Genomic DNA, 23,739 nt, shown 5'->3' on the forward strand with positions numbered 1-23,739 from the left:
GCGACGCGCTTTAGCGCTCTGTCGCGAGGTGGCGTATATTACGCTTTCCTCTTTCAGAGTCAACCCTCATTTTCAGGTTTTTCTCTTCAACCGAAACGGCTGTTTGTGTGAAGTGATTCACATCCGCCGTGTCGATGGAGGCGCATTATAGGGAGTTTCCCGCGGCCCGCAACCCTTAAATTGCAGAAAAATGACTGACCGCTGCATTCCACAGCAAAACCCCGCCTTATACCCATTTACACACAGAGTTATCCACAATCGTAAGCAAAATAGTGGTCAGCCTCCCTGAAAGAAGTGAAAGCAGATAAGGAAATCTCTATATAAAAAGAGACTCGCTCTACATTATATATAGAAGAAAAGCCCAAGCAGCCCATGCCCCATCATCCCTACCACCTTTGAATTACGCATTCCATCAGGCGATAATACCCATACAAACCGTAATTCCAGGACCGTGATGAGACACTCTCTGCAACGTACTGCTATACGCAAACGCCCGATGAAGCTCGGCACTACCGTGATCCTCATGGTCAGTGCGGTACTCTTCTCCGTGCTGCTTGTCGTTCATCTGATTTATTTCTCGCAAATCAGCAACATGACGCGCGATGCATTAGCGGGTAAAGCGCTTGCGGTCGCACGAACGCTGGCAAACTCCCCGGAGATCCGCCAGGGACTAATGAAAAAGCCCGAGGAAAGCGGTATTCAGGCGATTGCCCAGGCGGTGAATAAGAGCAACGATTTTTTGTTCATCGTCGTCACCGATATGCAAAGCATTCGTTACTCCCATCCCGAAGCGCAGCGAATCGGTCAGCCGTTTAAGGGCGATGACATTTTGCTGGCCCTGCAAGGGAAAGAGAATGTCGCCATTAATCGCGGATTTCTGGCGCAAGCCCTGCGCGTATTTACCCCTATTTATGACGAGCATCACCGGCAGATAGGTGTCGTGTCGATCGGCCTTGAGCTAAGCAGGGTGACTGAGCAGATCAATAACAGCCGTGGCAGCATCTTTTGGTCCATCTTATTTGGCGTGCTGGTTGGGCTGCTTGGCACATGGGTATTTGTCAAAGTCCTCAAGCGTATTCTGTTTGGTCTGGAGCCTTATGAAATCTCCAATCTGTTCGAACAACGCCAGGCGATGCTGCACTCTATAAAGGAAGGCGTCATTGCCGTTGACGAGTGCGGTGAAGTGACGCTGATAAACCAGGCAGCACAAGAATTGCTGGATTACCACAAATCGCAAGACGATGCCCAGCTCTCCACGCTCAGCCACGCATGGTCAAAAGTGGTCGATTTTTCACAGGTACTGCATGACGGAACGCCGCGTCGCGATGAAGAGATCATGGTGAAGGATCGGCTACTCTTAATTAACACGGTTCCGGTACTCAGCAACGGTAAAATCATCGGGGCCATTTCAACATTCAGAGATAAGACTGAAGTCCGAAAATTAATGCAACGACTGGACGGCATGGTCAACTATGCCGACGCACTTCGTGAACGATCCCACGAATTCATGAATAAATTGCACGTGATTCTGGGATTATTGCATCTGAAAAGTTATAAGCAGCTTGAAAATTACATCCTGAAGACCGCGAACAGTTATCAGGAAGAGATTGGCTCACTATTAGGAAAAATAAAATCCCCGGTGATCGCAGGATTTTTACTCAGTAAGATTAATCGCACATCTGATTTAGGCCATAGCCTGGTGATCAGCAATGAAAGCCAGTTGCCGGAAAACAGCAACGAAGATCAGGTGGCTGTGCTGATTACCGTTCTGGGGAATTTAATTGAAAACGCCCTGGAGGCGCTAGGTCAAGAACCTGGTGGCGAGATCAGCGTATCCTTGCATTATCGACACGGCTGGTTGCATTGCGAAGTGAATGACGATGGTCCGGGGATTGCCCCCGAACACATTGAGCACATCTTTGAGAAGGGCGTTTCGTCAAAAGGAACCGAACGGGGCGTTGGTTTAGCGCTTGTTAAACAACAGGTTGAAAACGTTGGCGGCAATATTTCCGTCGAGTCTGAACCTGGGATCTTCACCCAATTTTTTGTACAGTTACCGTGGAATGGTGAGAGGGCCAGCAGATGATCAATGTCTTAATTGTCGATGACGATGCAATGGTAGCGGAATTAAACCGCCGTTATGTCGCGCAACTCTCCGGTTTTCATTGCTGCGGCACAGCCTCCACGCTGGAGAAAGCAAAAGAGATAATCTTTCATAGCGGTAATCATATCGATTTGATTTTGCTTGATATTTATATGCAAAAAGAAAACGGTCTGGATCTGTTGCCTGTATTGCACAGCGAAGGTTGCAAGTGTGATGTCATTGTCATCTCTTCCGCCGCTGACGCGACCACCATCAAAGACTCTCTCCACTATGGTGTCGTTGACTACCTGATCAAACCGTTCCAGGCGTCCCGTTTTGAAGAGGCGCTGACCGGCTGGCTACAGAAGAAAACCGAGATGGAAAAGCATCAGTACTATGAACAGTCTGAGCTTGACCAGTTGATTCACGGCAGCTCCTCCAATGAACAGGAAGCGCGGCGCTTACCTAAAGGATTAACGCCACAAACGTTACGCACGCTGTGCCAGTGGATTGATGAGCATCAGGATCAGGAATTCTCCACCGATGAACTGGCCAACGAGGTCAATATCTCGCGCGTTTCTTGCCGTAAATATCTTATCTGGCTCGTCAATTGTCACATCCTATTTACCAGCATCCATTATGGCGTAACCGGTAGACCGGTTTATCGTTACCGCGTTCAGGCTGAACATTACTCATTACTAAAACAATATTGCCAATAAAAACAATTTGGGATTATTTGTTATTTGAAAGTAACAATTATTAAAATAATGAAAAATCCCTTCTTTTCTGAATCATGCTGCAGAATTATAAATTTGCGTTAGATCAAATATATTTGTATCCAGCATGTTAAATGTATTATTTTAATATTGATTAACGTCACACTGTTTTTAATTTCAAAATCGCTAACAAAAGTTAATTAAGTATTATCTAGCTCGCAGAGTGTGTATTTTTACCCATAAAGGATTAGTCTGAAATTAACCAGACATACAAAATCTAGACTGGTAGCAATGGAGACCATGCTACGTACCATGGACACCGTACATTTTTGTGAGCAAATAAAAGTATCCGCACGCCAACCTCATCACATTATGAAATGGCGTGATCGTGATCACACAAATAACCTACTCACCAATTCTGTCGGTGGTTCACGTAATAGCGGAAAACGCAAAACAGATAAATTACAGCGTCAACCGCAGCTCTCCATGTCCAGCTCTGCCTCCCATCGCCTGAGGATTCTCTCCTCTGATCAAAGCCACAGAAAAAAGCTAAATATCGCCATAACGTTAAAAAAACATTCTAGCAAGACATTTGAACATTAATCGCAAATACGGACATATCGAATACTGACCATTTTTTGATGCCTATTTCGGCAAAAAAGAATGTGGCACAGATCCATTTTTCAAAAAATTGACTGGTTTTTTCGCGAGGGTAAATAAAATGTTATTTAGTATACAACTTCTTATAATATTAATATGTTTGTTTTATGGTGCCAGAAAGGGCGGTATCGCGCTGGGTTTATTAGGCGGTATCGGCCTGGTCATTCTGGTTTTCGTTTTCCATCTCCAGCCGGGTAAACCACCTGTAGATGTAATGCTGGTTATTATTGCCGTGGTGGCCGCATCGGCAACCTTGCAAGCCTCCGGCGGCCTTGACGTTATGCTGCAAATCGCTGAAAAGCTGCTGCGCCGTAACCCAAAATACGTTTCCATCGTCGCCCCGTTCGTTACCTGCACCCTGACGATTCTCTGCGGTACAGGCCACGTGGTATACACCATCCTGCCAATCATTTATGACGTTGCCATTAAGAACAATATTCGCCCGGAACGTCCGATGGCAGCGAGTTCTATCGGTGCGCAGATGGGGATTATCGCCAGCCCGGTGTCCGTGGCCGTTGTATCACTGGTCGCAATGCTGGGTAACGTAACGTTTGAAGGCAAGCATCTTGAATTCCTCGACCTGCTTAGCATCACTATCCCGTCTACCCTGTTGGGTATCCTGGCGATCGGTATCTTCAGTTGGTTCCGCGGTAAAGATCTGGATAAAGATGAAGAGTTCCAGAAGTTTATTTCCGTCCCTGAAAACCACAACTACGTTTATGGCGATACCGCCACACTGTTAGACAAAAAGCTGCCGAAAAGCAACTGGCTGGCCATGTGGATCTTCCTTGCCGCTATCGCCGTTGTTGCCGTGCTCGGCGCGTTCTCTGAGCTGCGCCCTACCTTCAGCGGAAAACCGCTGTCAATGGTACTGGTTATCCAAATGTTCATGCTGCTGACCGGTGCGCTGATTATTATCCTGACGAAGACCAATCCCGCTTCAATATCTAAAAACGAAGTCTTCCGTTCCGGTATGATCGCGATTGTGGCGGTGTACGGTATTGCCTGGATGGCCGAAACAATGTTCGGCGCGCACATGACGGAAATCGAAGGTGTGCTGGGCAATATGGTGAAAGAGTATCCGTGGGCCTATGCAATTGTTCTGCTGTTGGTTTCCAAATTTGTAAACTCCCAGGCTGCGGCGCTGGCGGCGATTGTTCCGGTCGCACTGGCAATTGGGGTTGATCCAGCGTACATCGTTGCTTCCGCTCCGGCATGTTACGGTTACTACATTCTGCCGACTTACCCGAGCGATCTGGCGGCTATTCAGTTTGACCGTTCCGGCACCACCCACATTGGCCGTTTCGTTATCAACCACAGCTTCATTCTACCTGGGTTGATCGGCGTGAGCGTATCCTGTGTCTTTGGTTGGATCTTCGCTGCAATGTACGGTTTCCTGTAATTACAGTGCGCGTGCCGTCCGCTTTGGAACGGCACGCCACCGTCAAGACACAGAGAATTTTAAAATTCCTGAGAAAAATGAAAAGGCTGGAAGCAAATGTCAAAAGTTGAATTCACTTATCAGGCGGCTTTCCCACTGGGGGAAGACAAAACTGAGTACTACCTGCTGACCTCCGATCACGTCAGCGTCGGCGAGTTTGAAGGCGAAACAATCCTGAAAGTAGCCCCTGAAGCACTTACGCTACTGGCCCAACAAGCCTTCCACGATGCCTCCTTCATGCTCCGCCCTGAACACCAACAGCAAGTCGCCTCAATTCTCCATGATCCCGAAGCCAGCGAAAACGATAAATACGTAGCGCTGCAGTTCCTGAGAAACTCCGAAATCGCTGCTAAAGGCGTATTGCCAACCTGCCAGGACACCGGTACGGCAATTATCATGGGTAAAAAAGGTCAGCGCGTCTGGACCGGTGGCGGCGACGAAGCGGCACTCTCCAAGGGCGTATTTAATACCTATATTGAAGATAACCTGCGCTACTCGCAAAACGCGGCGCTGGATATGTACAAAGAAGTGAATACCGGCACCAACCTGCCCGCACAAATCGACCTGTACAGCGTGGACGGTGACGAATACAAATTCCTGTGCGTGGCCAAAGGCGGCGGTTCAGCGAACAAAACCTATCTGTATCAGGAAACCAAAGCGCTGCTAACGCCCGGCAAACTGAAAAACTTCCTGGTTGAGAAAATGCGCACGCTGGGTACCGCAGCATGCCCGCCGTACCACATTGCATTCGTCATTGGCGGCACGTCAGCGGAAAGCACCCTGAAAACGGTGAAGCTGGCCAGCACACACTACTATGACGCACTGCCGACTGAAGGTAATGCGCACGGCCAGGCGTTCCGCGATCTGCAACTGGAACAGGAACTACTGGAAGAAGCGCAGAAACTCGGCCTCGGCGCCCAGTTTGGCGGGAAATACTTCGCGCACGATATCCGCGTGATCCGCCTGCCTCGCCACGGCGCATCCTGCCCGGTTGGTATGGGTGTGTCTTGCTCCGCAGACCGTAACATCAAGGCCAAGATTAACCGCGAAGGGATCTGGATCGAAAAACTGGAACATAACCCAGCCCAGTACATTCCGGAGTCGCTGCGCCAGGCAGGCGAAGGTGAAGTGGTTAAAGTTGACCTTAACCGCCCAATGAAAGAGATCCTCGCTCAGCTCTCTCAGTATCCGGTTTCTACCCGTCTGTCGCTGAGCGGCACCATCATTGTCGGTCGCGATATTGCCCACGCGAAGCTAAAAGAACGTATTGAGTCCGGCGAAGGTCTGCCGCAGTACGTGAAAGATCACCCTATCTACTACGCGGGCCCGGCCAAAACACCTGCGGGTTATCCGTCCGGCTCTTTAGGGCCAACCACTGCGGGTCGTATGGACTCCTATGTTGACCTGTTACAGTCTCACGGCGGCAGCATGATCATGCTGGCAAAAGGTAACCGTAGCCAGCAGGTGACAGACGCCTGCCACAAACACGGCGGCTTCTATTTAGGCAGCATTGGTGGCCCGGCAGCGGTACTTGCGCAGCAGAGTATTAAACATCTGGAATGCGTGGAATACCCGGAGCTGGGTATGGAAGCTATCTGGAAAATCGAAGTCGAAGATTTCCCGGCTTTCATTCTGGTCGATGACAAAGGCAACGATTTCTTCCAGCAAATCGTCAGCAAACAATGCGCTAACTGCGCGAAGTAACCCATTCGGCCCGGCACTGGACTGACAACAGATTTTTGGCGTCAGTCCAGTGATCCCCCCGGGCCAACTTTATCCCCCCATTTACTGGCGTTGAATTTTTGCCGCTCACAGGGAATAGTAACCTTTTCCATTACTTGTGAATTCGCCATGCTCCGCACACTGAACTCCACAATCTTGCACTCTGGCGCGTTGCTTCTGGCGCTAATACTTATCTACACCGGTATCTCTGCCACGGAGAAAATCACCTGGCTAATGGAAGTTACGCCGGTCATTATTGTCGTCCCACTGTTGCTGGCGACCGTGAAGCGCTACCCGCTGACGCCATTGCTCTACACGCTCATTTTCTTGCACGCCATCATTCTGATGGTCGGCGGTATGTATACCTACGCTAAAGTCCCTGTCGGTTTTCAGGTTCAGGAGTGGCTGGATCTCAGTCGTAACCCCTATGACAAGCTGGGTCACTTCTTCCAGGGTCTGGTGCCCGCCCTGACGGCAAGAGAGATTTTAGTGCGCGGTAATATTGTTCGTGGCCGCAAAATGCTGGCATTTTTGGTCTGCTGCGTGGCGCTGGCGATTAGCGCGATGTATGAGCTGATCGAATGGTGGGCAGCGCTGGCGATGGGTCAGGGGGCAGATGATTTTCTCGGGACGCAGGGCGACCCGTGGGATACCCAGTCGGATATGTTCTGCGCCCTGCTCGGTGCGCTCACCACGGTGCTCGTGCTGGCGGGCTGGCACAACAGACAGTTAAAAACTGCCGGATAGCGCTGACGCTTATCCGGCAATCAGCCTTACCCATTGCGAGACTTGATAACCAGAATCGGCAAGGCGAACAGGAGTGTCAGAAAGTTCGCCATGCTGACGGCAGTATCTTCAATCAATAATCCATAAATCAGCCACAACACCAGCCCACACACAAACATTACATACATTAAACCGGAGATACCCTGCGTGTTGCGGGTGGTAATGACCTTAATCGCTTGCGGTAAGAATGAGAGCGTCGTCAGGCTAGCCGCCAAATACCCAATCCACGAATGCCATTCCATAGCTACGCCTTCACATCACCTGGGGTGACTATCGCAATAGCCGGGATATCCGGTTGCTCATGCTGCTGCGGCACCTTACGGTACTTATCCAACAAATGAATCTGGACCCTGCGCAGCGTGTCGCCGTTCAGTCGGTAAAAGCGGAAGTAAAGGACTAAGGTCACCACAAAAAAGAGTGCTGGTAGCGCGATCATAATGAATTGCATACCAACAATGGTTTCTGCAGACTGCGCGACATTCGGCGCGTAATTAATCACCCCAAGTATCACTGCGATAAAGAAAGCGGCAAACGCTGACCCTCCTTTTACCACCATCGTCTGCACTGAATAAGCGATACTTTCACAACGTACGTTAAGTTTGTATTCACCGTAATCAACGGTATCCGCCACCATAATGACCTGCAACACCCAGAAAAGCGCTGAACCAATATTCAGTAAAATACCAGCAATAACAATGAGTAAGATATTATGGAAACCGGCTAACGCCATCACCAGCAGCACGATACAGCTGAGCACCGGCAGCACTGATGCCCCAGCCCACAAGATCCGTCGTGACAACGCTTTTACCAATCGAGGAAAGAAAATCAGCGTCAGCAGGTTTGCCGCTCCTGCGTAAGACATGTAGTACGGGAAGAGGCTTGCATCGCCAATCACATAAGTAAAATAGTAAATGGCAAAGCCAGCAATGATATTGGCGGCAATATTGTAAGCCAGCGCCATGCCTAGCAGGCAGGATAACTGGTCGTTTTTATAGATGAGCCCAACGATCGCTTTCAGCCCAAGACGACTGCTGTCCGTCGTTGCCTCGCTATCTGACGAATAAACCTCATGCACATTACGCAGCGTAACAACGGTAGAAACGATAAAGAATGCAATCAGCACCAGCGTAAACATCTGGAAACCAAAGCCACGATCGGCACCGCCGACATAGCTCACAAAGGGCAACGTCACCCCCGCGGTGACAAACCCAGCCAGGCTTGCGAAGAAACGAGGGAACGGCACCAGTTGTTCACGCTCGCGTTTATCCAGCGTAATAGTTGGCACCAGCGACCAGAATGGAATATCCATAATGGTGTAGGTCATTCCCCATAATATATACGTCACGCAGACAAATACGACTTGCGCAGTGCCCTCAAACAAATGTGCGCTAAAAAGCAAAAACAGCACCAATGAGTTCGCCAGCGTACCGAGTAAGATCCAGGGTTTAAATTTTCCCCACCGCGACCGGGTGGCGTTCACAATCCAGCCCATGATGGGATCGTTTACCGCATCCCAGACCCTTGCCGCCAGGAACAACGTTCCGACCAGCCCCACCGATAATCCCACCACGTCGGTGTAGTAATACATCAGGTACATGTACACAATACCGATGGCGAAATCCTTACCAAACGCTCCAAATCCGTAACTGAGTTTTGTTTTCAGAGAGATGCTCATAGGGTATCGGGTCGCCGTTACCAGCGCCCGCCTTCTGTTAGAGGAAACGTCAGAGGTTAAACGCCGGATGCTCTGCCCGGCGTAATGGTGTGTTAACGGTGTAACCAGGCCGGCAACCAGTCGCCATGAGACGCGATCAGGTCGTCCACCAGCGCATAAATCTCCTCAATCCCCAATACCGCAGCGGTATGCGGATCCATCATCGCCGCGTGATAAACGCGATCGCGATTTTCCGTCAGAATGGCTTCCGTTAGCAGGGTCTGAACATTGATATTGGTTTGCATCATGGCCGCCAAATGTGACGGGAGAGTACCCACCTTCGTTGGCTGGATACCATTCGCATCGACCAGGCAAGCCACCTCCACGCAACAGCCTTGCGGCAGGTTATCGATCAGATGGTCATTGCGAACGTTGCCATACACCACGCTCGGTTCACCGGTCCAGATAGCGTTCATGATAGTGCTGGCATATTCACGTGACGGTTTAATCTCGATCCGCGCCGCCGTTTTGTACTCTTCCAGCTCTTTGTTCCAGTTCGCCAACTGTTCCACACAGCGTTTTGGATACTCATCCAGTGGAACCTTATAGCGCTCAATCAGATCCTCACGCCCTGGTTTGATAAACCACGGCGTATATTCCGCGAAATGCTCCGACGACTCAGTGACGAAATAGCCCAGCTTTTTGAACATTTCATAGCGCACAATGTTCTGACAACGGGTATTACCGTGAAGATTCGGTTTCGGCGCCTGACCAGATTCATAGGCCGCCAGCAGCTCCGGATAGAGATTCACATAAGCACCGTCAGCCGTTTTACGCTCAAGTTCCAGATAAAACGCCATATGGTTGATCCCGGCGCAGCGATAGCGCAAAGAGGCCGGGTCGATGTTCAAATCGCGGGCCAGCTCCTCCGCTGTCCCTTGCACCGAGTGACACAATCCAACCTGCTTAATATGCGGATAGCGCGCATACATTGCCCAGGTGTTCATCGCCATCGGGTTAACGTAGTTAAGCATGGTGGCCTGCGGGCAGACTTCGGTCATATCCTCACAAATCTGCCATAAATGCGGGATAGTGCGCAGCGCGCGCATAATGCCGCCTGGCCCCAACGTATCGGCAATCGTCTGCTCCAGACCATGACGTTTACACACCGCAAAATCGGTAACGGTACAAGGTTCATAGCCACCAATCTGGAAAGCGACCACCACAAAATCAGCATCCTGCAATGCCGCTTTTTGATCGGTATAGCAGGTGATACGCCCGGACGCGCCCGCTGAGTCCATCAACTTACGCACCACAATGTGTGACTCTTCCAGCCGAGTAGGATTGACGTCCATCAAGGCGATATGCGCAGATTTCAGCGCATCGCGATGAAAGACGTCCCCGAGGATATTTTTGACGAAAATCGTGGAACCGGCGCCGATAAAGGTAATTTTGGGTGCAGACATCATGACTCTCCAGAACATTAGTGAACACAGTCATGGTGGCACAGCGCATTGATGAAAACTTCCGACTTCCCTGGCGAGCATTCCCATAAACTCAGATCGCCTCTTTGCCCCATACTGGATCTGAGTTTATGGGACAAAATTGCACAAAAAGCAGAGTATGCGGCCCCAAAATCTCGCTATGCTCAATGATATCGGTCCGATTTGTGTCCTGATTCTCAGCCTTAATGCGCAGCAAATGACATGATTCTGATAATTCAGGAAATGGAGCAACCATGAGTACATTACCGACATCGCCTCTTCCCCCCGATCCGCACATGTGCAGCAGCGATGAAGAGCAAACCCGCAGCCCATTGTCGCTGTACTCAGAATATCAACGGATGGATATTGAGCTGCGCTCACCGCATGCTATGCCTGCCAGCCACTGGCATGGGCAGGTGGAGATTAATGTGCCGTTTGATGGCGACGTTGAGTACCTCATCAACAACGAAGTGGTGCAGATAAAACAGGGACACATTACGCTTTTCTGGGCCTGTACGCCGCATCAGCTCACGCGTCCGGGCAACTGCCAAAGCATGGCTATCTTCAATTTACCGATGCACCTTTTCCTTTCCTGGCCGCTGGATCGCGAACTGATCAACCACGTTACCCATGGCATGGTCATCAAATCGCTGGCATCGCAGCAGCTAAGCACCTTTGAAGTTCAGCGCTGGCAACAGGAGCTGAGCAACCCGAACGAGCAAATTCGCCAGCTCGCCATTGATGAAATTGGTCTGATGCTCAAGCGGTTTAGCCTTTCCGGCTGGCAGCCAATCCTGGTCAATAAAACTTCACGGACGCACAAAAACAGCGTTTCGCGGCACGCCCAGTTTTACGTAAGCCAGATGCTGAGTTTTATTGCCGATAACTACGATCAGGTGCTCACTATCAACGACGTCGCGGAACACGTGAAGCTCAACGCCAACTACGCGATGGGGATTTTCCAGCGCGTGATGCAACTCACCATGAAGCAGTACATTACCGCAATGCGGATCAATCACGTCCGTGCATTGCTTAGCGATACCGATAAAACCATTCTTGACGTCGCGTTGACCGCGGGATTCCGATCCAGCAGCCGTTTTTATGACACTTTCAGCAAGTTTGTCGGCATGTCGCCGCAGCAGTACCGCAAACTGAGCCAGCAGCGCCGGCAAACAATGGCTGGCTGAGCAGCCAGAAACCACCGGCGTTACCCCAGCCTACGATCCCTATCGTTCGCCGATATCAGTATCAGCCAAAAAAATATTCCCCCTGTCGATAAACAGCGATGAAAAATCGCCAATAAGTAAACATAACTATTTGTTTAAAAACAAATTAAACACAAATCAGACTATTTATCACCCGCTTTACAGCCCATTTTGTCAGGATAATACTTGCCTGCGTCACATTCATACGGTGTGTCTGCAATCCATAAATTGCAACCTTTCCACAACCGGGTAAAAGATGATGAAAGTATTAATTGTTGAAAGTGAGTTTCTGCATCAGGACACCTGGGTCGGTAGCGCTGTCGAACGTCTGGCTGACGCATTAAGCCGCCAAAATGTTACCGTCATTAAGTCCACCTCATTCGACGATGGTTACGCAATCCTCGCCGCTAATGAAGCCATTGATTGCCTGATGTTTAGCTATCAAATGGAACAACAAGACGAGCACCTGAACGTCAGGCAATTGATCGGCAAGCTCCACGAGCGCCAGCAAAACGTTCCCGTTTTCCTGCTGGGCGATCGCGAAAAAGCCACCGCATCGCTGGATCGCGACCTGCTGGAGCTTGTCGATGAATTCGCCTGGATTATGGAAGATACCGCAGACTTTATCGCCGGACGTGCCGTTGCGGCGATGACCCGTTACCGCCAGCAGCTTCTGCCGCCACTGTTCAGCGCGCTGATGAAGTACGGCGACATCCATGAATACTCCTGGGCGGCGCCTGGTCACCAGGGCGGTGTCGGATTTACCAAAACGCCGGCGGGTCGTTTTTACCATGATTACTACGGTGAAAACTTATTCCGTAGCGACATGGGTATTGAACGCGCATCGCTCGGCTCACTGCTGGATCATACCGGCGCATTTGGCGAGAGCGAAAAATATGCCGCCCGCGTGTTTGGCGCTGACCGCTCCTGGTCTGTAGTGGTTGGGACATCCGGCTCTAACCGCACCATCATGCAGGCTTGTATGACCGACAACGACGTCGTGGTGCTGGATCGTAACTGCCACAAATCTATCGAGCAGGGGTTGATCCTCACCGGCGCAAAACCGGTGTACATGGTGCCAAGTCGCAACCGGTACGGCATTATCGGCCCTATCTACCCGCAAGAAATGCAACCTGAAACATTGCAGAAAAAAATCAGCGAAAGCCCGCTGACCAAGGGCAAGGCCGGGCAAAAACCGTCTTACAGCGTTGTGACCAACTGTACTTATGACGGTGTTTGCTACAACGCCAAAGAGGCCCAGGACCTGCTCGCGCAAACCAGCGATCGCATCCACTTCGATGAGGCCTGGTACGGCTATGCCCGCTTTAACCCAATTTATGCCGATCACTACGCTATGCGTGGCGCGCCGGGCGATCATAACGGTCCTACCGTTTTTGCGACCCACTCGACCCACAAACTGCTGAACGCGCTCTCTCAGGCGTCTTACATTCACGTCCGTGAAGGTCGTGGGGCCGTGAACTTCTCCCGCTTTAACCAGGCGTACATGATGCACGCCACCACCTCTCCGCTGTATGCCATCTGCGCATCAAACGACGTGGCGGTCTCCATGATGGACGGCAACAGCGGTCTGTCGCTCACCCAGGAAGTGATCGACGAAGCGGTCGATTTCCGTCAGGCCATGGCGCGTTTGTACAAAGAATTTTCCGCCGAAGGCGACTGGTTCTTCAAACCGTGGAACAAAGAAGTGGTGACTGACCCGCAGACCGGCAAAACTTATGACTTTGCCGACGCACCAACCCAACTCCTGACCACTGACCAGAACTGCTGGGTGATGCGTCCGGGTGAATCCTGGCACGGGTTTAAAGACCTGCCGGATAACTGGAGCATGCTGGACCCAATCAAAGTCAGTATTCTGGCGCCGGGGATGGGCGATGATGGCGAACTGGAAGAGAGCGGCGTACCGGCAGCGCTGGTCACCGCCTGGCTTGGCCGCCACGGTATCGTGCCGACCCGTACCACCGATTTCCAGATTATGTTCCTGTTCTCAATGGGGATTACCCGTGGGAAATGGGGCACGCTGATCAATACCCTGTGCTCATTCAAACACCATTACGATGCCAATACACCGCTGGCGCAGGTGATGCCAGAACTGGTTGAGGAACATCCTGACACATACGCCAACATGGGCATTCACGATCTGGGCGACACCATGTTTGCCTGGCTGAAAGAGAACAACCCTGGCAGCCGACTCAACGCGGCCTACTCCGGCCTGCCCGTTGCTGAAATCACCCCGCGTGAAGCCTATAACGCGATAGTCAGCGATAACGTTGAGATGGTGGCCATTGAAAATCTGCCGGGTCGTATAGCTGCGAATTCCGTGATTCCTTACCCACCGGGAATTCCAATGCTGCTGTCCGGGGAAAACTTTGGCGACGCCAATAGCCCGCAGATTAGTTATCTACGTTCGTTGCAGTCCTGGGACCACCACTTCCCTGGATTTGAACATGAAACCGAAGGAACGGAAATTATTGACGGTGTATATCACGTCATGTGCGTGAAAGCATAATGTCACTTTATAGATAGTCCGATTTTTAAGGTAGACATGTCATGCTTGAGTAATTCCTGAGTATTGCTGCAAAACAATAACATTGTCATACCTTTTTGCGCGGGACCACCCCGCGCTTTTTTTATACGCAAATATCACGTTTCCACTTGCGTAAAAAAAAGTGTACATAAGAAAAATCCCACCAAACATTGTAATTAATTCCAGACACGTTATTTTAATGCGGTCCTGGATTCATCATACAATTTCAATTTAGCCGATATGGTTCATCTGATGGTGAGCTACGGTGTTTTATGTTCATATTCCTGGAGTTTGGGTATGAGGGTTTGCAGCAGAGCAGCTTGTGTTGTTGTATTAACGGAGAAGGATGTTTGGTTAAGGATTAACGGTAAAGAAGCCATCAGCTTAAAAGCTAATCATATGGCGCTGGTAGCATGCGATAATAATATTATCGATTTCTCATCACTTAATAACGCACTGGTCGTACATATCAGCCGTGATATCATTAAAGACTATCTACGTTTTTTAAATAAAGACCTTTCACAGATCCCACTCTGGCAACGCAGTGCCAACCCAGTGATGACCGCCGTCTGTCTGACGCCGGATGTCTTCCGGGTGGCTGCCCAGTATAGCGTAATGGACACAATGGACGAAGGTGAAAGTGTGCGCACGCGCTCGCTACTGTTCACGGTGTTATCACGCTTTCTCGGCAGCAAAAAGTTTATTTCTCTGCTCATGCATATACTACGCAGTCGTATCAGCGACAGCGTTTATCACATTATTGAGAGCGATATACATAAAGACTGGAATTTAAGCATGGTTGCCAGTTGCTTATGCCTGAGCCCCAGTTTGTTAAAGAAAAAGCTCAAAAGTGAAAATACAAGTTACAGCCAAATAATTACCACGTGTCGCATGCGTTATGCCGTCAATCAATTATTGATGGATGGCAAAAACATTTCCCAGGTCTCTCAACTGTGCGGATATAACAGTACCTCGTACTTTATTTCCGTATTCAAAGAGTTCTATGGGATGACGCCTCTGCATTATGTCAGTCAACATAGGGAGCCATCCGCTGCCTGATTTTTAATCAGTTAGCGATAAGCCATAATAATATCAGCATTAGCGATACCCCCAGTCCGCCATCATAAAATAGTCTTCTGAAGAGGTATGATAAGACGTCATTTATCCTTATCAGGAGTTACTAAATATGTCGACGGATGCTGATGCTCACAAAGTGGGCTTAATCCCCGTCACCCTTATGGTGTCGGGGAATATTATGGGTTCCGGTGTATTCCTGCTACCCGCAAACCTTGCGTCAACTGGCGGGATTGCAATCTACGGATGGTTGGTCACTATTATCGGTGCTTTGGCGCTGTCGATGGTGTACGCGAAAATGTCGTCCTTAGACTCCAGTCCCGGTGGTTCTTACGCTTATGCCCGCCGCTGTTTCGGTCCTTTTTTGGGCTACCAGACCAACGTCCTGTACTGGCTGGCTTGCTGGATTGGTAACATCGCCATGGTGGTTATTGGCGTCGGTTACCTGAGCTACTTCTTCCCCATCTTAAAAGATCCGCTGGTCCTGACGCTGACCTGCGTCGTGGTACTGTGGATCTTCGTATTGCTGAACATTGTCGGACCAAAAATGATCACCCGTGTACAGGCCGTCGCAACGGTACTGGCGCTGGTGCCAATTGTCGGTATTGCCGTCTTCGGCTGGTTCTGGTTCCGGGGTGAAACCTATATGGCGGCATGGAACGTCAGCGGTATGAACACCTTCGGTGCGATTCAAAGCACTCTGAACGTAACCTTGTGGTCATTTATCGGCGTGGAAAGCGCCTCCGTCGCGGCAGGTGTGGTTAAAAATCCCAAACGTAACGTGCCTATCGCCACCATGGGCGGCGTGCTGATTGCCGCCGTTTGCTATGTGCTCTCCACCACGGCGATTATGGGTATGATCCCTAACGCGGCGCTGCGTGTTTCAGCCTCCCCGTTCGGTGATGCCGCACGCATGGCGCTGGGTGACACCGCTGGGGCGATTGTCTCCTTCTGTGCCGCGGCCGGGTGCCTTGGTTCCTTGGGCGGCTGGACGCTGCTTGCCGGGCAAACCGCCAAAGCGGCAGCCGATGACGGCTTGTTCCCACCGATTTTTGCCCGTGTTAACAAAGCCGGTACGCCGGTAGCCGGGTTAATTATCGTCGGCGTTCTGATGACCATCTTCCAGTTCAGCAGCATGTCGCCAAACGCTGCGAAAGAGTTTGGTCTGGTCTCTTCGGTCTCCGTTATCTTCACGCTGGTGCCGTATCTGTACACCTGCGCCGCGCTGCTGCTGCTCGGCCATGGTCACTTTGGTAAAGCGCGTCCGATGTACTTACTGGTGACCTTTATCGCTTTTGTTTACTGCATTTGGGCGGTTGTCGGTTCCGGTGCCAAAGAGGTGATGTGGTCATTCGTCACACTGATGATCATCACCGCGCTGTATGCACTGAACTACAATCGGATCCATAAAAACCCATATCCATTGGATGCTCCGGTAAACAATAACTAACGCAAACAGTCGTCGTTGCCCGATGGCGTAAGTTCATCGGGCCAACGCCGCCCCCCGCGATTCCTGAAATCAACATTAAGAACTTAAGGTTGGCTTAATTTTACTTTGAGAGGATTTGTAGCACTTAGTCGATGGACCCCCCCTTAATGTTAAAGCACCTGTTTAAAAGACCCACTCTCGGGCTAATCAGCTGGCTTCTCCTGATCTCATTTTATCTTGCGACTTTCCTGAACATTGCGTTCTATAAACAAGTGCTGCAAGAACTGCCCCTGGATTCCGTGCGTAACGTGCTGGTGTTTTTGTCGATGCCGGTCGTCGCTTTCAGCGTCATGAACATTGTGCTGACGCTGGCCTCATTCCTGTGGCTTAATCGCCTGGTGGCCTGTGTTTTCATTCTGGTTGGCGCATCGGCCCAATATTTCATCATGACCTACGGCATCATCATTGACCGCTCGATGATCGCCAATATGATGGACACCACACCCGCCGAAACCTTTGCTTTGCTGACGCCGCAAATGCTCATCACGCTCGGAGTAAGCGGCATTCTCGCCGCGCTCATTGCCTGCTGGGTAAGAATCAAACCGATCGCCCCGGCCATGCGCAGCGTACTGTTCCGTGGCGCGAATATTCTGATCTCCGCGCTGCTGATCGTGCTGGTCGCCGCGTTCTTCTACAAAGATTACGCCTCACTGTTTCGCAACAATAAAGAACTGGTGAAATCCCTCAGCCCATCCAACAGCATTGTGGCGACCTCTTCCTGGTATTCACACCAGAGGCTGACCCACCTGCCGCTGGTACGCATTGGTGAAGACGCCCATCGCAATCCGTTGATGGTGAAAGAAAAGCGTAAGAACCTGACGATTGTGGTTCTCGGCGAGACCTCACGCGGCGATAACTTCTCGCTGTCAGGCTATTCGCGCCAGACCAACCCGTTGCTGGAAAAAGATGATGTGGTCTATTTCCCCCGCACCACATCCTGCGGAACGGCAACGGCAGTATCTGTCCCCTGCATGTTCTCGGGTATGCCACGCGCGCACTACGATGAAGAACTGGCGCAGCATCAGGAAGGCGTGCTCGACATTATTCAGCGGGCGGGAATTAACGTTCTGTGGAACGATAACGACGGCGGCTGCAAAGGGGCATGCGACCGGGTACCGCACCAGAATATGACTAAGCTGAACCTGCCAGGGCAGTGTATTGACGGGGAATGCTACGATGACGTGCTGTTCCACGGGCTGGAAGAGTACATTAATAACCTGCAAGGCGACGGCGTGATTGTGCTGCACACCATCGGCAGCCACGGTCCGACCTATTACAACCGCTATCCTGCGCAGTTCAAGAAATTTACGCCAACCTGTGACACCAACGAAATCCAGACTTGTTCACAGCAACAGTTGGTCAATACCTATGACAACACCATTCTTTACGTCGACTATATTGTTGATAAAGCAATCAATATACTGAAAGAGCATCAGGATAATTTCACCACCAGCCTGGTCTACCTTTCCGATCACGGTGAATCCTTAGGGGAAAATGGCATCTATTTACACGGCCTGCCATATTCGATTGCGCCAGATACGCAAAAACATGTGCCGATGCTGCTGTGGCTCTCAGAAGATTATCAGCAACGCTATCAAGTCTCTCAGACATGTTTGCAAAAACGGGCAGGCTCAGAGGACTTCTCACAGGATAATCTCTTCTCAACCCTGCTGGGATTAACAGGCGTGCAAACACAGAAATATCAGGCGGCAGATGATATTCTGCAACCCTGCCGGGGAGGCTAAACGAATGAAAATTCTGATTGTTGAAGACGATACGTTGTTATTACAGGGACTGATACTCGCCGCGCAAACAGAAGGCTATGCCTGCGACGGCGTATCAACGGCCCGTGCCGCGGAGCAGTGTCTGGAGACCGGCCATTACAGTCTGGTGGTTCTGGACCTGGGCTTACCGGATGAAGACGGCCTGCACTTCCTGAACCGCATCAGACAGAAAAAATACACCGTGCCGGTGCTTATCCTCACCGCCCGCGATACGGTGAAAGACCGGGTCAGCGGGCTGGACGTTGGCGCCGATGACTATCTGGTCAAACCGTTCGCACTGGAAGAACTGCATGCCCGCATCCGGGCGCTGCTGCGTCGTCATAACAATCAGGGTGAAAGCGAACTCATTGTCAGTAACCTGACGCTGAATATCGGTCGTCGCCAGGTGTGGATGGATGGACAAGAAGTTATCTTAACGCCGAAAGAATACGCACTCCTGTCGCGCCTGATGCTTAAAGCGGGCAGCCCTGTACACCGGGAGATCCTGTATAACGACATCTACAGCTGGGATAACGAACCGTCGACCAATACGCTGGAAGTGCACATTCACAACCTGCGGGACAAAGTGGGTAAATCACGTATCCGCACAGTCAGGGGATTTGGCTATATGCTGGTTGCCACTGAGGAAAGCTAAGTGAAGCTACTGCAATATCTAAAAAAACCGCTCCCGCTGCGTCATCGCCTGATGCTGACCATCGGTCTTATTCTGCTGGTCTTCCAGTTGATTAGCACCTTCTGGTTGTGGCACGAAAGCACCGAACAAATACAGCTATTTGAACAGGCGTTACGCGAAAATCGTAACAACGATCGCCACATCCTGCATGAAATCCGCGAAGCCATCGCCAGTCTGATCGTCCCCGGTATTTTTATGGTCAGCCTGACGCTGCTGATTTGCTACCAGGCAGTACGGCGTATTACTCGCCCGCTGGCGGATCTGCAAAAAGAGTTAGAAACGCGGGCAGCCGATAACCTGACTCCAATTGAAGTTCACAGTTCAACCATTGAGATCCAGGCGGTCGTCTCAGCGCTCAACGAGCTGGTGACGCGGCTGACGAGCACCATTGAAAACGAACGCTTATTTACCGCCGATGTCGCCCACGAACTGCGCACCCCACTGTCAGGCGTTCGCCTGCATCTGGAATTACTGTCCAAAACCCATAAGGTCGACGTTTCACCGTTAATTGCCCGCCTTGACCAAATGATGGACAGCGTGTCGCAACTGCTGCAACTCGCCCGCGTTGGACAGTCGTTCTCGGCCGGGAGCTACCAGCACGTCAAACTGCTGGAGGACGTGATTTTGCCCTCCTACGATGAACTCAGCACCATGCTGGACCAGCGTCAGCAGACGCTGCTCCTACCGCAAAGCACGGCGGACGTTGTCGTACGTGGCGATGCGACGCTATTACGAATGCTGCTGCGAAATCTGGTGGAGAACGCGCATCGTTACAGCCCGGAAGGCACCCATATTACGATTAGCCTGAATACAGAGCATGATGCCGTTATCGCCGTCGAAGATGAAGGCCCTGGCATTGATGAGAGTAAATGCGGGGAGCTGAGTAAAGCGTTTGTGCGTATGGACAGCCGTTTTGGCGGGATTGGGCTGGGGCTGAGCATTGTCAGTCGTATCACCCAGTTACATCACGGGCATTTCTATTTGCAAAATCGTCAGGGAACCACCGGCACTCGCGCTTGGGTGGAATTAGCGAAAGGTCAGTAAGAACTCACCCAAACGTACAAAAAGCTGCTGACGATCAGCACGCTGCACACGGTGGTCAAACTTTCATAAATGCGGTTTTTCATGACACTCTCCTCCAATACTCTGGAGGAGAGTTTACCTGACACAGATTAAGCCAACCTTAAGTTGATATGATAAATCACATGATTACTCATCAATCCGCGGATGCTGCTGCACCAGGCGCGTACGCTTAAGCTGCAGCTCAGCAATTTCCTGATCGATATCTTCGATTTTATGCTCAATATTATCGTAGTGCTCGCCGAGGAGCTCTTTCGCTTCATGAATATCCGAAGCGGCAGGCGTAGCCCCCTTCAGCGGCTGATTAGCCGTCTCTTTCATGGTCACGCCGGTAATTAAACCTATCACCGCAATCACCATCAGATAATAAGCAGGCATCATCAGATTCTGCGAGCTTTCCACCAGCCATGCGGCCAACGTCGGTGTCAGACCGGCGACCAATACCGAGATATTAAACGCTGCGGCCAGGGCACTGTAGCGAATATGCGTCGGGAACATCGCTGGTAACGTTGACGCCATCACCCCGGTAAAGCAGTTGAGGATCACCGCCAGCATCAGCAACCCGGCGAAAATCAGGCCGATGACGTTACTGTTAATCAGAATAAATGCCGGAATAGCCAGCACAAACAGCGCAATACTGCCCATAATCACAAACGGACGGCGTCCGAAGCGGTCGCTGAGCAGACCCATCACCGGCTGCACAAACAGCATACCAATCATGATGGCGATAATAATCAGCACGCCGTGGTCTTCAGAGTAATGCAGGTTATGCGACAGGTAGCTCGGCATATAGGTGAGCAGCATGTAGTAGGTGACGTTGGTGGCAATCACCAGACCAATACATGCCAGCAGGCTGCGCCAGTGCCTGGTCGCAATCTCTTTAAACGACACCTTCGGACCGTCCTGCAGTCCCTGACGATCGCCCTGCTCCAGTTTATCCACGTGCTGCTGGAACGCCGGAGTCTCTTCCAGTGCATGACGCAGGTACAGGCCAATAAGCCCTAACGGTAGCGCCAGGAAGAACGGAATACGCCAGCCCCACTCAAGGAAGTTTTCTTCGCCGACGATAGTTGAGATCAGGACTACCACGCCCGCACCCAGCACAAACCCGGCAATCGAGCCGAAGTCCAGCCAGCTGCCCATAAATCCGCGCTTACGGTCTGGCGAGTACTCTGCGACAAAAATCGACGCCCCGGTATACTCTCCGCCGACCGAGAACCCCTGCGCCATTTTACACAGCAACAGCAGAATCGGCGCCCAGATACCAATCGAGGCATACGAGGGAATAAGACCGATACAGAAGGTACTTATCGACATAATCACAATGGTGATAGCGAGGATCTTCTGACGACCGTATTTATCGCCAAGCATACCGAAGAACAATCCGCCAAGCGGTCGAATCAGAAAGGGAACAGAGAAGGTGGCAAGTGCAGCAACCATCTGTACGCTGGGGTCAGCCCCCGGGAAGAACACTTTACCTAATGCGTAAGCAACAAACCCATAAACACCAAAATCAAACCACTCCATCGCATTACCTAACGACGCCGCAGTAATGGCTTTTCGCAGTTTACCGTCATCAATGATGGTAACGTCGCGCAGCGTAATTGGTTTTATTTTTTTCCTTTTTAGCATACTCGTCCTCATAGACTTAGCCCTGTCACGCTACAGATCGAGTCCCTCAACGCCCCTGCGTCAAGGTCATCACCGAGCGGGGAATGCACAGACGCATTCCCTGTAACAAGCGTAGCAGGTTTACTTACACTGACGAGAAACGAGCAGTACAACCGAACCTGTTGACGCCTGATTGGGCGGTTAATGACCTCTTTACCCTAACAGTGTTTAAATTTGTGATCAACTTCACATATAGATTTCCATTTCGTCAACATGCGTAAATCAGGTCATTCTTAGTCAACTTTTTTACATGTAATGCTTGCGATTTTCTGGCAATTAAATACAAGAATAAATCACTTTGTTGCACCAACAATCACAACAGTCACTATTATTCTGCTAGGCAAAAACCCACCTAATCTCTTCACAAAAAGATCACAGCTTTTTTAATAATCAGAGCACTCAGGAACTTTTGCTCGGAATATGTGATGAAGATAACTAAAACATCGTTTTATTTTGATTGAATCAATGTTCCCATGAATGCAAACTAATTCCAGACGCAATATCCCTGGGAGCAGCAACACGCTCAACGTATGCCGCGTTAGATTTTATAAAACAAAGAGATAGCTGTTTTCTTTGTTAAGAAACATCAGTAACCACTTGAATTTATTAATTTTTATTTCCTTGCGCGTGTATTGCCTGCGACAAGAGATGAGGACGCTTATGAAAATTAAAGCTACGATTGAACGCATCCCTGGCGGAATGATGTTGATTCCTCTGTTATTAGGCGCAGTGTTAAATACGTTAGCTCCGGATACCGGCGCGTATTTCGGTTCGTTTACCAAAGGAATGATCAGCGGAACGGTGCCGATTCTGGCAGTGTGGTTTTTTTGTATCGGTGCATCTATTGATTTACGAGCAACCGGCACGGTATTACGCAAATCCGGCACACTGGTATTAACTAAAATAGCCGTGGCATGGGTAGTGGCAATGATTGCTGCTTCATTTATTCCTGATACCGGTATTCAAACCGGGTTCTTTGCCGGTCTTTCGGTACTGGCAATTGTTTCAGCGATGGACATGACCAACGGCGGTTTGTACGCCAGCCTGATGAACCAGTACGGAACCAAAGAAGAGTCTGGCGCATTTGTGTTGATGTCTCTGGAATCCGGTCCGTTAATGACCATGGTGATCCTCGGCTCCGCGGGTCTGGCTTCCTTCGAACCACACCATTTTGTCGGCGCGGTATTACCGTTCCTGATTGGTTTTGCGTTGGGTAACCTGGATCACGATCTGCGTTCCTTCTTCAGCAAAGCCACGCCGGTGCTGATCCCGTTCTTCGGCTTCGCGCTGGGCAACACGATTAACCTGAGCGTCATCGTTGATACGGGTCTGCTGGGCATCCTGCTGGGCGTCGCGGTTATCGTCATCACCGGTATTCCGCTGATTATTGCTGACCGCGTTATTGGTGGCGGGAACGGTACGGCAGGCGTAGCAGCCTCTTCTGCGGCCGGCGCTGCAGTGGCAAACCCGGTGATTATCGCCCAGATTAACCCGGCATTTGAACCGGTTGCCGCATCCGCTACGGCGCTGGTTGCCGCCAGCGTGATAGTCACCGCGATTCTGGTGCCGATTATCACCGCGCTGTATGCCAAACGTTTTAATAAAAACCCGGTCGTCAATGAGACGGTGGCTACCCCGGCAGACTCACTGCACCACTAAACTGCCTTTATCC

Annotated in this window: 19 protein-coding genes; 14 read left to right on the plus strand and 5 right to left on the minus strand. The window is 50.7% G+C overall.

Annotated elements, in window-relative coordinates:
• Window positions 1-454 precede the first annotated feature (454 nt).
• The 6 genes from ABIE10_RS21875 to ABIE10_RS21900 all read left to right on the plus strand — a co-directional run bounded on the left by ABIE10_RS21875 (window position 455) and on the right by ABIE10_RS21900 (window position 7,369).
• Window positions 455-2,086, plus strand: coding sequence for a sensor histidine kinase (locus tag ABIE10_RS21875; RefSeq protein WP_016155492.1), 1,632 nt, complete (start codon window positions 455-457; stop codon window positions 2,084-2,086).
• Window positions 2,083-2,802, plus strand: coding sequence for a two-component system response regulator DcuR (gene dcuR, locus ABIE10_RS21880; protein WP_016155419.1), 720 nt, complete (start codon window positions 2,083-2,085; stop codon window positions 2,800-2,802). Before ABIE10_RS21875 ends, dcuR begins: the two co-directional genes overlap by 4 nt.
• A 297-nt stretch (window positions 2,803-3,099) precedes the next feature.
• Complete coding sequence (locus tag ABIE10_RS21885) at window positions 3,100-3,402, plus strand: hypothetical protein (RefSeq protein WP_429157053.1); 303 nt, start codon at window positions 3,100-3,102, stop codon at window positions 3,400-3,402.
• Window positions 3,403-3,520: 118 nt separating this feature from the next.
• Complete coding sequence (gene dcuB / locus ABIE10_RS21890; protein ID WP_003031873.1) at window positions 3,521-4,861, plus strand: anaerobic C4-dicarboxylate transporter DcuB; 1,341 nt, start codon at window positions 3,521-3,523, stop codon at window positions 4,859-4,861.
• Between the two features lie 96 nt (window positions 4,862-4,957).
• Complete coding sequence (fumA, locus tag ABIE10_RS21895; protein ID WP_016155418.1) at window positions 4,958-6,604, plus strand: class I fumarate hydratase FumA; 1,647 nt, start codon at window positions 4,958-4,960, stop codon at window positions 6,602-6,604.
• Between the two features lie 147 nt (window positions 6,605-6,751).
• Window positions 6,752-7,369, plus strand: coding sequence for a DUF2238 domain-containing protein (locus ABIE10_RS21900; RefSeq protein WP_019077832.1), 618 nt, complete (start codon window positions 6,752-6,754; stop codon window positions 7,367-7,369).
• 26 nt (window positions 7,370-7,395) lie between these two features.
• Here the strand turns inward: ABIE10_RS21900 and ABIE10_RS21905 are convergent, their stop codons facing one another.
• From ABIE10_RS21905 to melA, 3 genes are all read right to left on the minus strand, one after another.
• Window positions 7,396-7,650: a SemiSWEET transporter gene (locus ABIE10_RS21905; protein WP_016155416.1), complete on the minus strand. Its 255-nt coding sequence runs from the start codon at window positions 7,648-7,650 to the stop codon at window positions 7,396-7,398.
• A gap of 2 nt (window positions 7,651-7,652) precedes the next feature.
• Window positions 7,653-9,083, minus strand: coding sequence for a melibiose:sodium transporter MelB (gene melB / locus ABIE10_RS21910; protein ID WP_047416009.1), 1,431 nt, complete (start codon window positions 9,081-9,083; stop codon window positions 7,653-7,655).
• A gap of 92 nt (window positions 9,084-9,175) precedes the next feature.
• Window positions 9,176-10,531, minus strand: coding sequence for an alpha-galactosidase (gene melA, locus ABIE10_RS21915; RefSeq protein WP_049259806.1), 1,356 nt, complete (start codon window positions 10,529-10,531; stop codon window positions 9,176-9,178).
• A 269-nt stretch (window positions 10,532-10,800) separates the two neighbouring features.
• Between melA and melR the strand changes: the two genes are divergently transcribed.
• The 7 genes from melR (at window position 10,801) to pmrB (ending at window position 20,360) form a co-directional block, all read left to right on the plus strand.
• Window positions 10,801-11,733 (plus strand): transcriptional regulator MelR, encoded by a 933-nt coding sequence (gene melR, locus ABIE10_RS21920; RefSeq protein ID WP_141876121.1) that lies wholly within the window; start codon window positions 10,801-10,803, stop codon window positions 11,731-11,733.
• 277 nt (window positions 11,734-12,010) lie between these two features.
• The gene (gene adiA / locus ABIE10_RS21925) at window positions 12,011-14,278 is read left to right on the plus strand and encodes an arginine decarboxylase (protein ID WP_016155412.1); all 2,268 of its coding nucleotides are present in this window, start codon (window positions 12,011-12,013) and stop codon (window positions 14,276-14,278) included.
• Window positions 14,279-14,593: 315 nt separating this feature from the next.
• Window positions 14,594-15,355, plus strand: coding sequence for an AraC family transcriptional regulator (locus ABIE10_RS21930; protein ID WP_016155411.1), 762 nt, complete (start codon window positions 14,594-14,596; stop codon window positions 15,353-15,355).
• A gap of 127 nt (window positions 15,356-15,482) precedes the next feature.
• Window positions 15,483-16,820 carry an arginine/agmatine antiporter gene (adiC, locus tag ABIE10_RS21935; protein ID WP_016155410.1) on the plus strand — a complete coding sequence of 446 codons (1,338 nt, stop codon included), beginning with the start codon at window positions 15,483-15,485 and terminating at the stop codon, window positions 16,818-16,820.
• 146 nt (window positions 16,821-16,966) lie between these two features.
• Window positions 16,967-18,604 carry a phosphoethanolamine transferase EptA gene (gene eptA / locus ABIE10_RS21940; RefSeq protein ID WP_429157057.1) on the plus strand — a complete coding sequence of 546 codons (1,638 nt, stop codon included), beginning with the start codon at window positions 16,967-16,969 and terminating at the stop codon, window positions 18,602-18,604.
• A 4-nt stretch (window positions 18,605-18,608) separates the two neighbouring features.
• Window positions 18,609-19,277: a two-component system response regulator PmrA gene (gene pmrA / locus ABIE10_RS21945; protein WP_016155408.1), complete on the plus strand. Its 669-nt coding sequence runs from the start codon at window positions 18,609-18,611 to the stop codon at window positions 19,275-19,277.
• Complete coding sequence (gene pmrB / locus ABIE10_RS21950; protein ID WP_204552586.1) at window positions 19,278-20,360, plus strand: two-component system sensor histidine kinase PmrB; 1,083 nt, start codon at window positions 19,278-19,280, stop codon at window positions 20,358-20,360.
• On the opposite strand, the gene pmrR is transcribed toward pmrB, so the two are convergent.
• Together pmrR and proP are read right to left on the minus strand one after the other, a co-directional pair.
• Entirely contained in the window at window positions 20,354-20,443 is a 90-nt protein-coding gene (gene pmrR / locus ABIE10_RS21955; RefSeq protein ID WP_016155406.1) for an LpxT activity modulator PmrR, read from the minus strand. The two genes, pmrB and pmrR, sit on opposite strands and share 7 nt — an antisense overlap.
• 82 nt (window positions 20,444-20,525) lie before the next feature.
• On the minus strand, window positions 20,526-22,028 hold the full coding sequence (gene proP, locus ABIE10_RS21960; RefSeq protein WP_016155405.1) for a glycine betaine/L-proline transporter ProP: 1,503 nt from the start codon (window positions 22,026-22,028) through the stop codon (window positions 20,526-20,528).
• 699 nt (window positions 22,029-22,727) lie between these two features.
• Here proP and kdgT point away from each other — a divergent pair.
• Window positions 22,728-23,726: a 2-keto-3-deoxygluconate transporter gene (gene kdgT / locus ABIE10_RS21965; protein WP_047357715.1), complete on the plus strand. Its 999-nt coding sequence runs from the start codon at window positions 22,728-22,730 to the stop codon at window positions 23,724-23,726.
• Window positions 23,727-23,739: the final 13 nt, after the last annotated feature.

The organism is Citrobacter sp. 506 (assembly GCF_050434985.1).
Taxonomy (GTDB): Bacteria; Pseudomonadota; Gammaproteobacteria; order Enterobacterales; family Enterobacteriaceae; genus Citrobacter; species Citrobacter braakii.

Excerpts from the sequence above, each read along its gene's own strand:
- ABIE10_RS21875 (WP_016155492.1), top strand. The coding sequence starts at position 455 with ATGAGACACTCTCTGCAACGTACTGCTATACGCAAACGCCCGATGAAG.
- dcuR (WP_016155419.1), top strand. The coding sequence starts at position 2,083 with ATGATCAATGTCTTAATTGTCGATGACGATGCAATGGTAGCGGAATTA.
- ABIE10_RS21885 (WP_429157053.1), top strand. The coding sequence starts at position 3,100 with ATGCTACGTACCATGGACACCGTACATTTTTGTGAGCAAATAAAAGTA.
- dcuB (WP_003031873.1), top strand. The coding sequence starts at position 3,521 with ATGTTATTTAGTATACAACTTCTTATAATATTAATATGTTTGTTTTAT.
- fumA (WP_016155418.1), top strand. The coding sequence starts at position 4,958 with ATGTCAAAAGTTGAATTCACTTATCAGGCGGCTTTCCCACTGGGGGAA.
- ABIE10_RS21900 (WP_019077832.1), top strand. The coding sequence starts at position 6,752 with ATGCTCCGCACACTGAACTCCACAATCTTGCACTCTGGCGCGTTGCTT.
- ABIE10_RS21905 (WP_016155416.1), bottom strand. The coding sequence starts at position 7,650 with ATGGAATGGCATTCGTGGATTGGGTATTTGGCGGCTAGCCTGACGACG.
- melB (WP_047416009.1), bottom strand. The coding sequence starts at position 9,083 with ATGAGCATCTCTCTGAAAACAAAACTCAGTTACGGATTTGGAGCGTTT.
- melA (WP_049259806.1), bottom strand. The coding sequence starts at position 10,531 with ATGATGTCTGCACCCAAAATTACCTTTATCGGCGCCGGTTCCACGATT.
- melR (WP_141876121.1), top strand. The coding sequence starts at position 10,801 with ATGAGTACATTACCGACATCGCCTCTTCCCCCCGATCCGCACATGTGC.
- adiA (WP_016155412.1), top strand. The coding sequence starts at position 12,011 with ATGAAAGTATTAATTGTTGAAAGTGAGTTTCTGCATCAGGACACCTGG.
- ABIE10_RS21930 (WP_016155411.1), top strand. The coding sequence starts at position 14,594 with ATGAGGGTTTGCAGCAGAGCAGCTTGTGTTGTTGTATTAACGGAGAAG.
- adiC (WP_016155410.1), top strand. The coding sequence starts at position 15,483 with ATGTCGACGGATGCTGATGCTCACAAAGTGGGCTTAATCCCCGTCACC.
- eptA (WP_429157057.1), top strand. The coding sequence starts at position 16,967 with ATGTTAAAGCACCTGTTTAAAAGACCCACTCTCGGGCTAATCAGCTGG.
- pmrA (WP_016155408.1), top strand. The coding sequence starts at position 18,609 with ATGAAAATTCTGATTGTTGAAGACGATACGTTGTTATTACAGGGACTG.
- pmrR (WP_016155406.1), bottom strand. The coding sequence starts at position 20,443 with ATGAAAAACCGCATTTATGAAAGTTTGACCACCGTGTGCAGCGTGCTG.
- proP (WP_016155405.1), bottom strand. The coding sequence starts at position 22,028 with ATGCTAAAAAGGAAAAAAATAAAACCAATTACGCTGCGCGACGTTACC.
- kdgT (WP_047357715.1), top strand. The coding sequence starts at position 22,728 with ATGAAAATTAAAGCTACGATTGAACGCATCCCTGGCGGAATGATGTTG.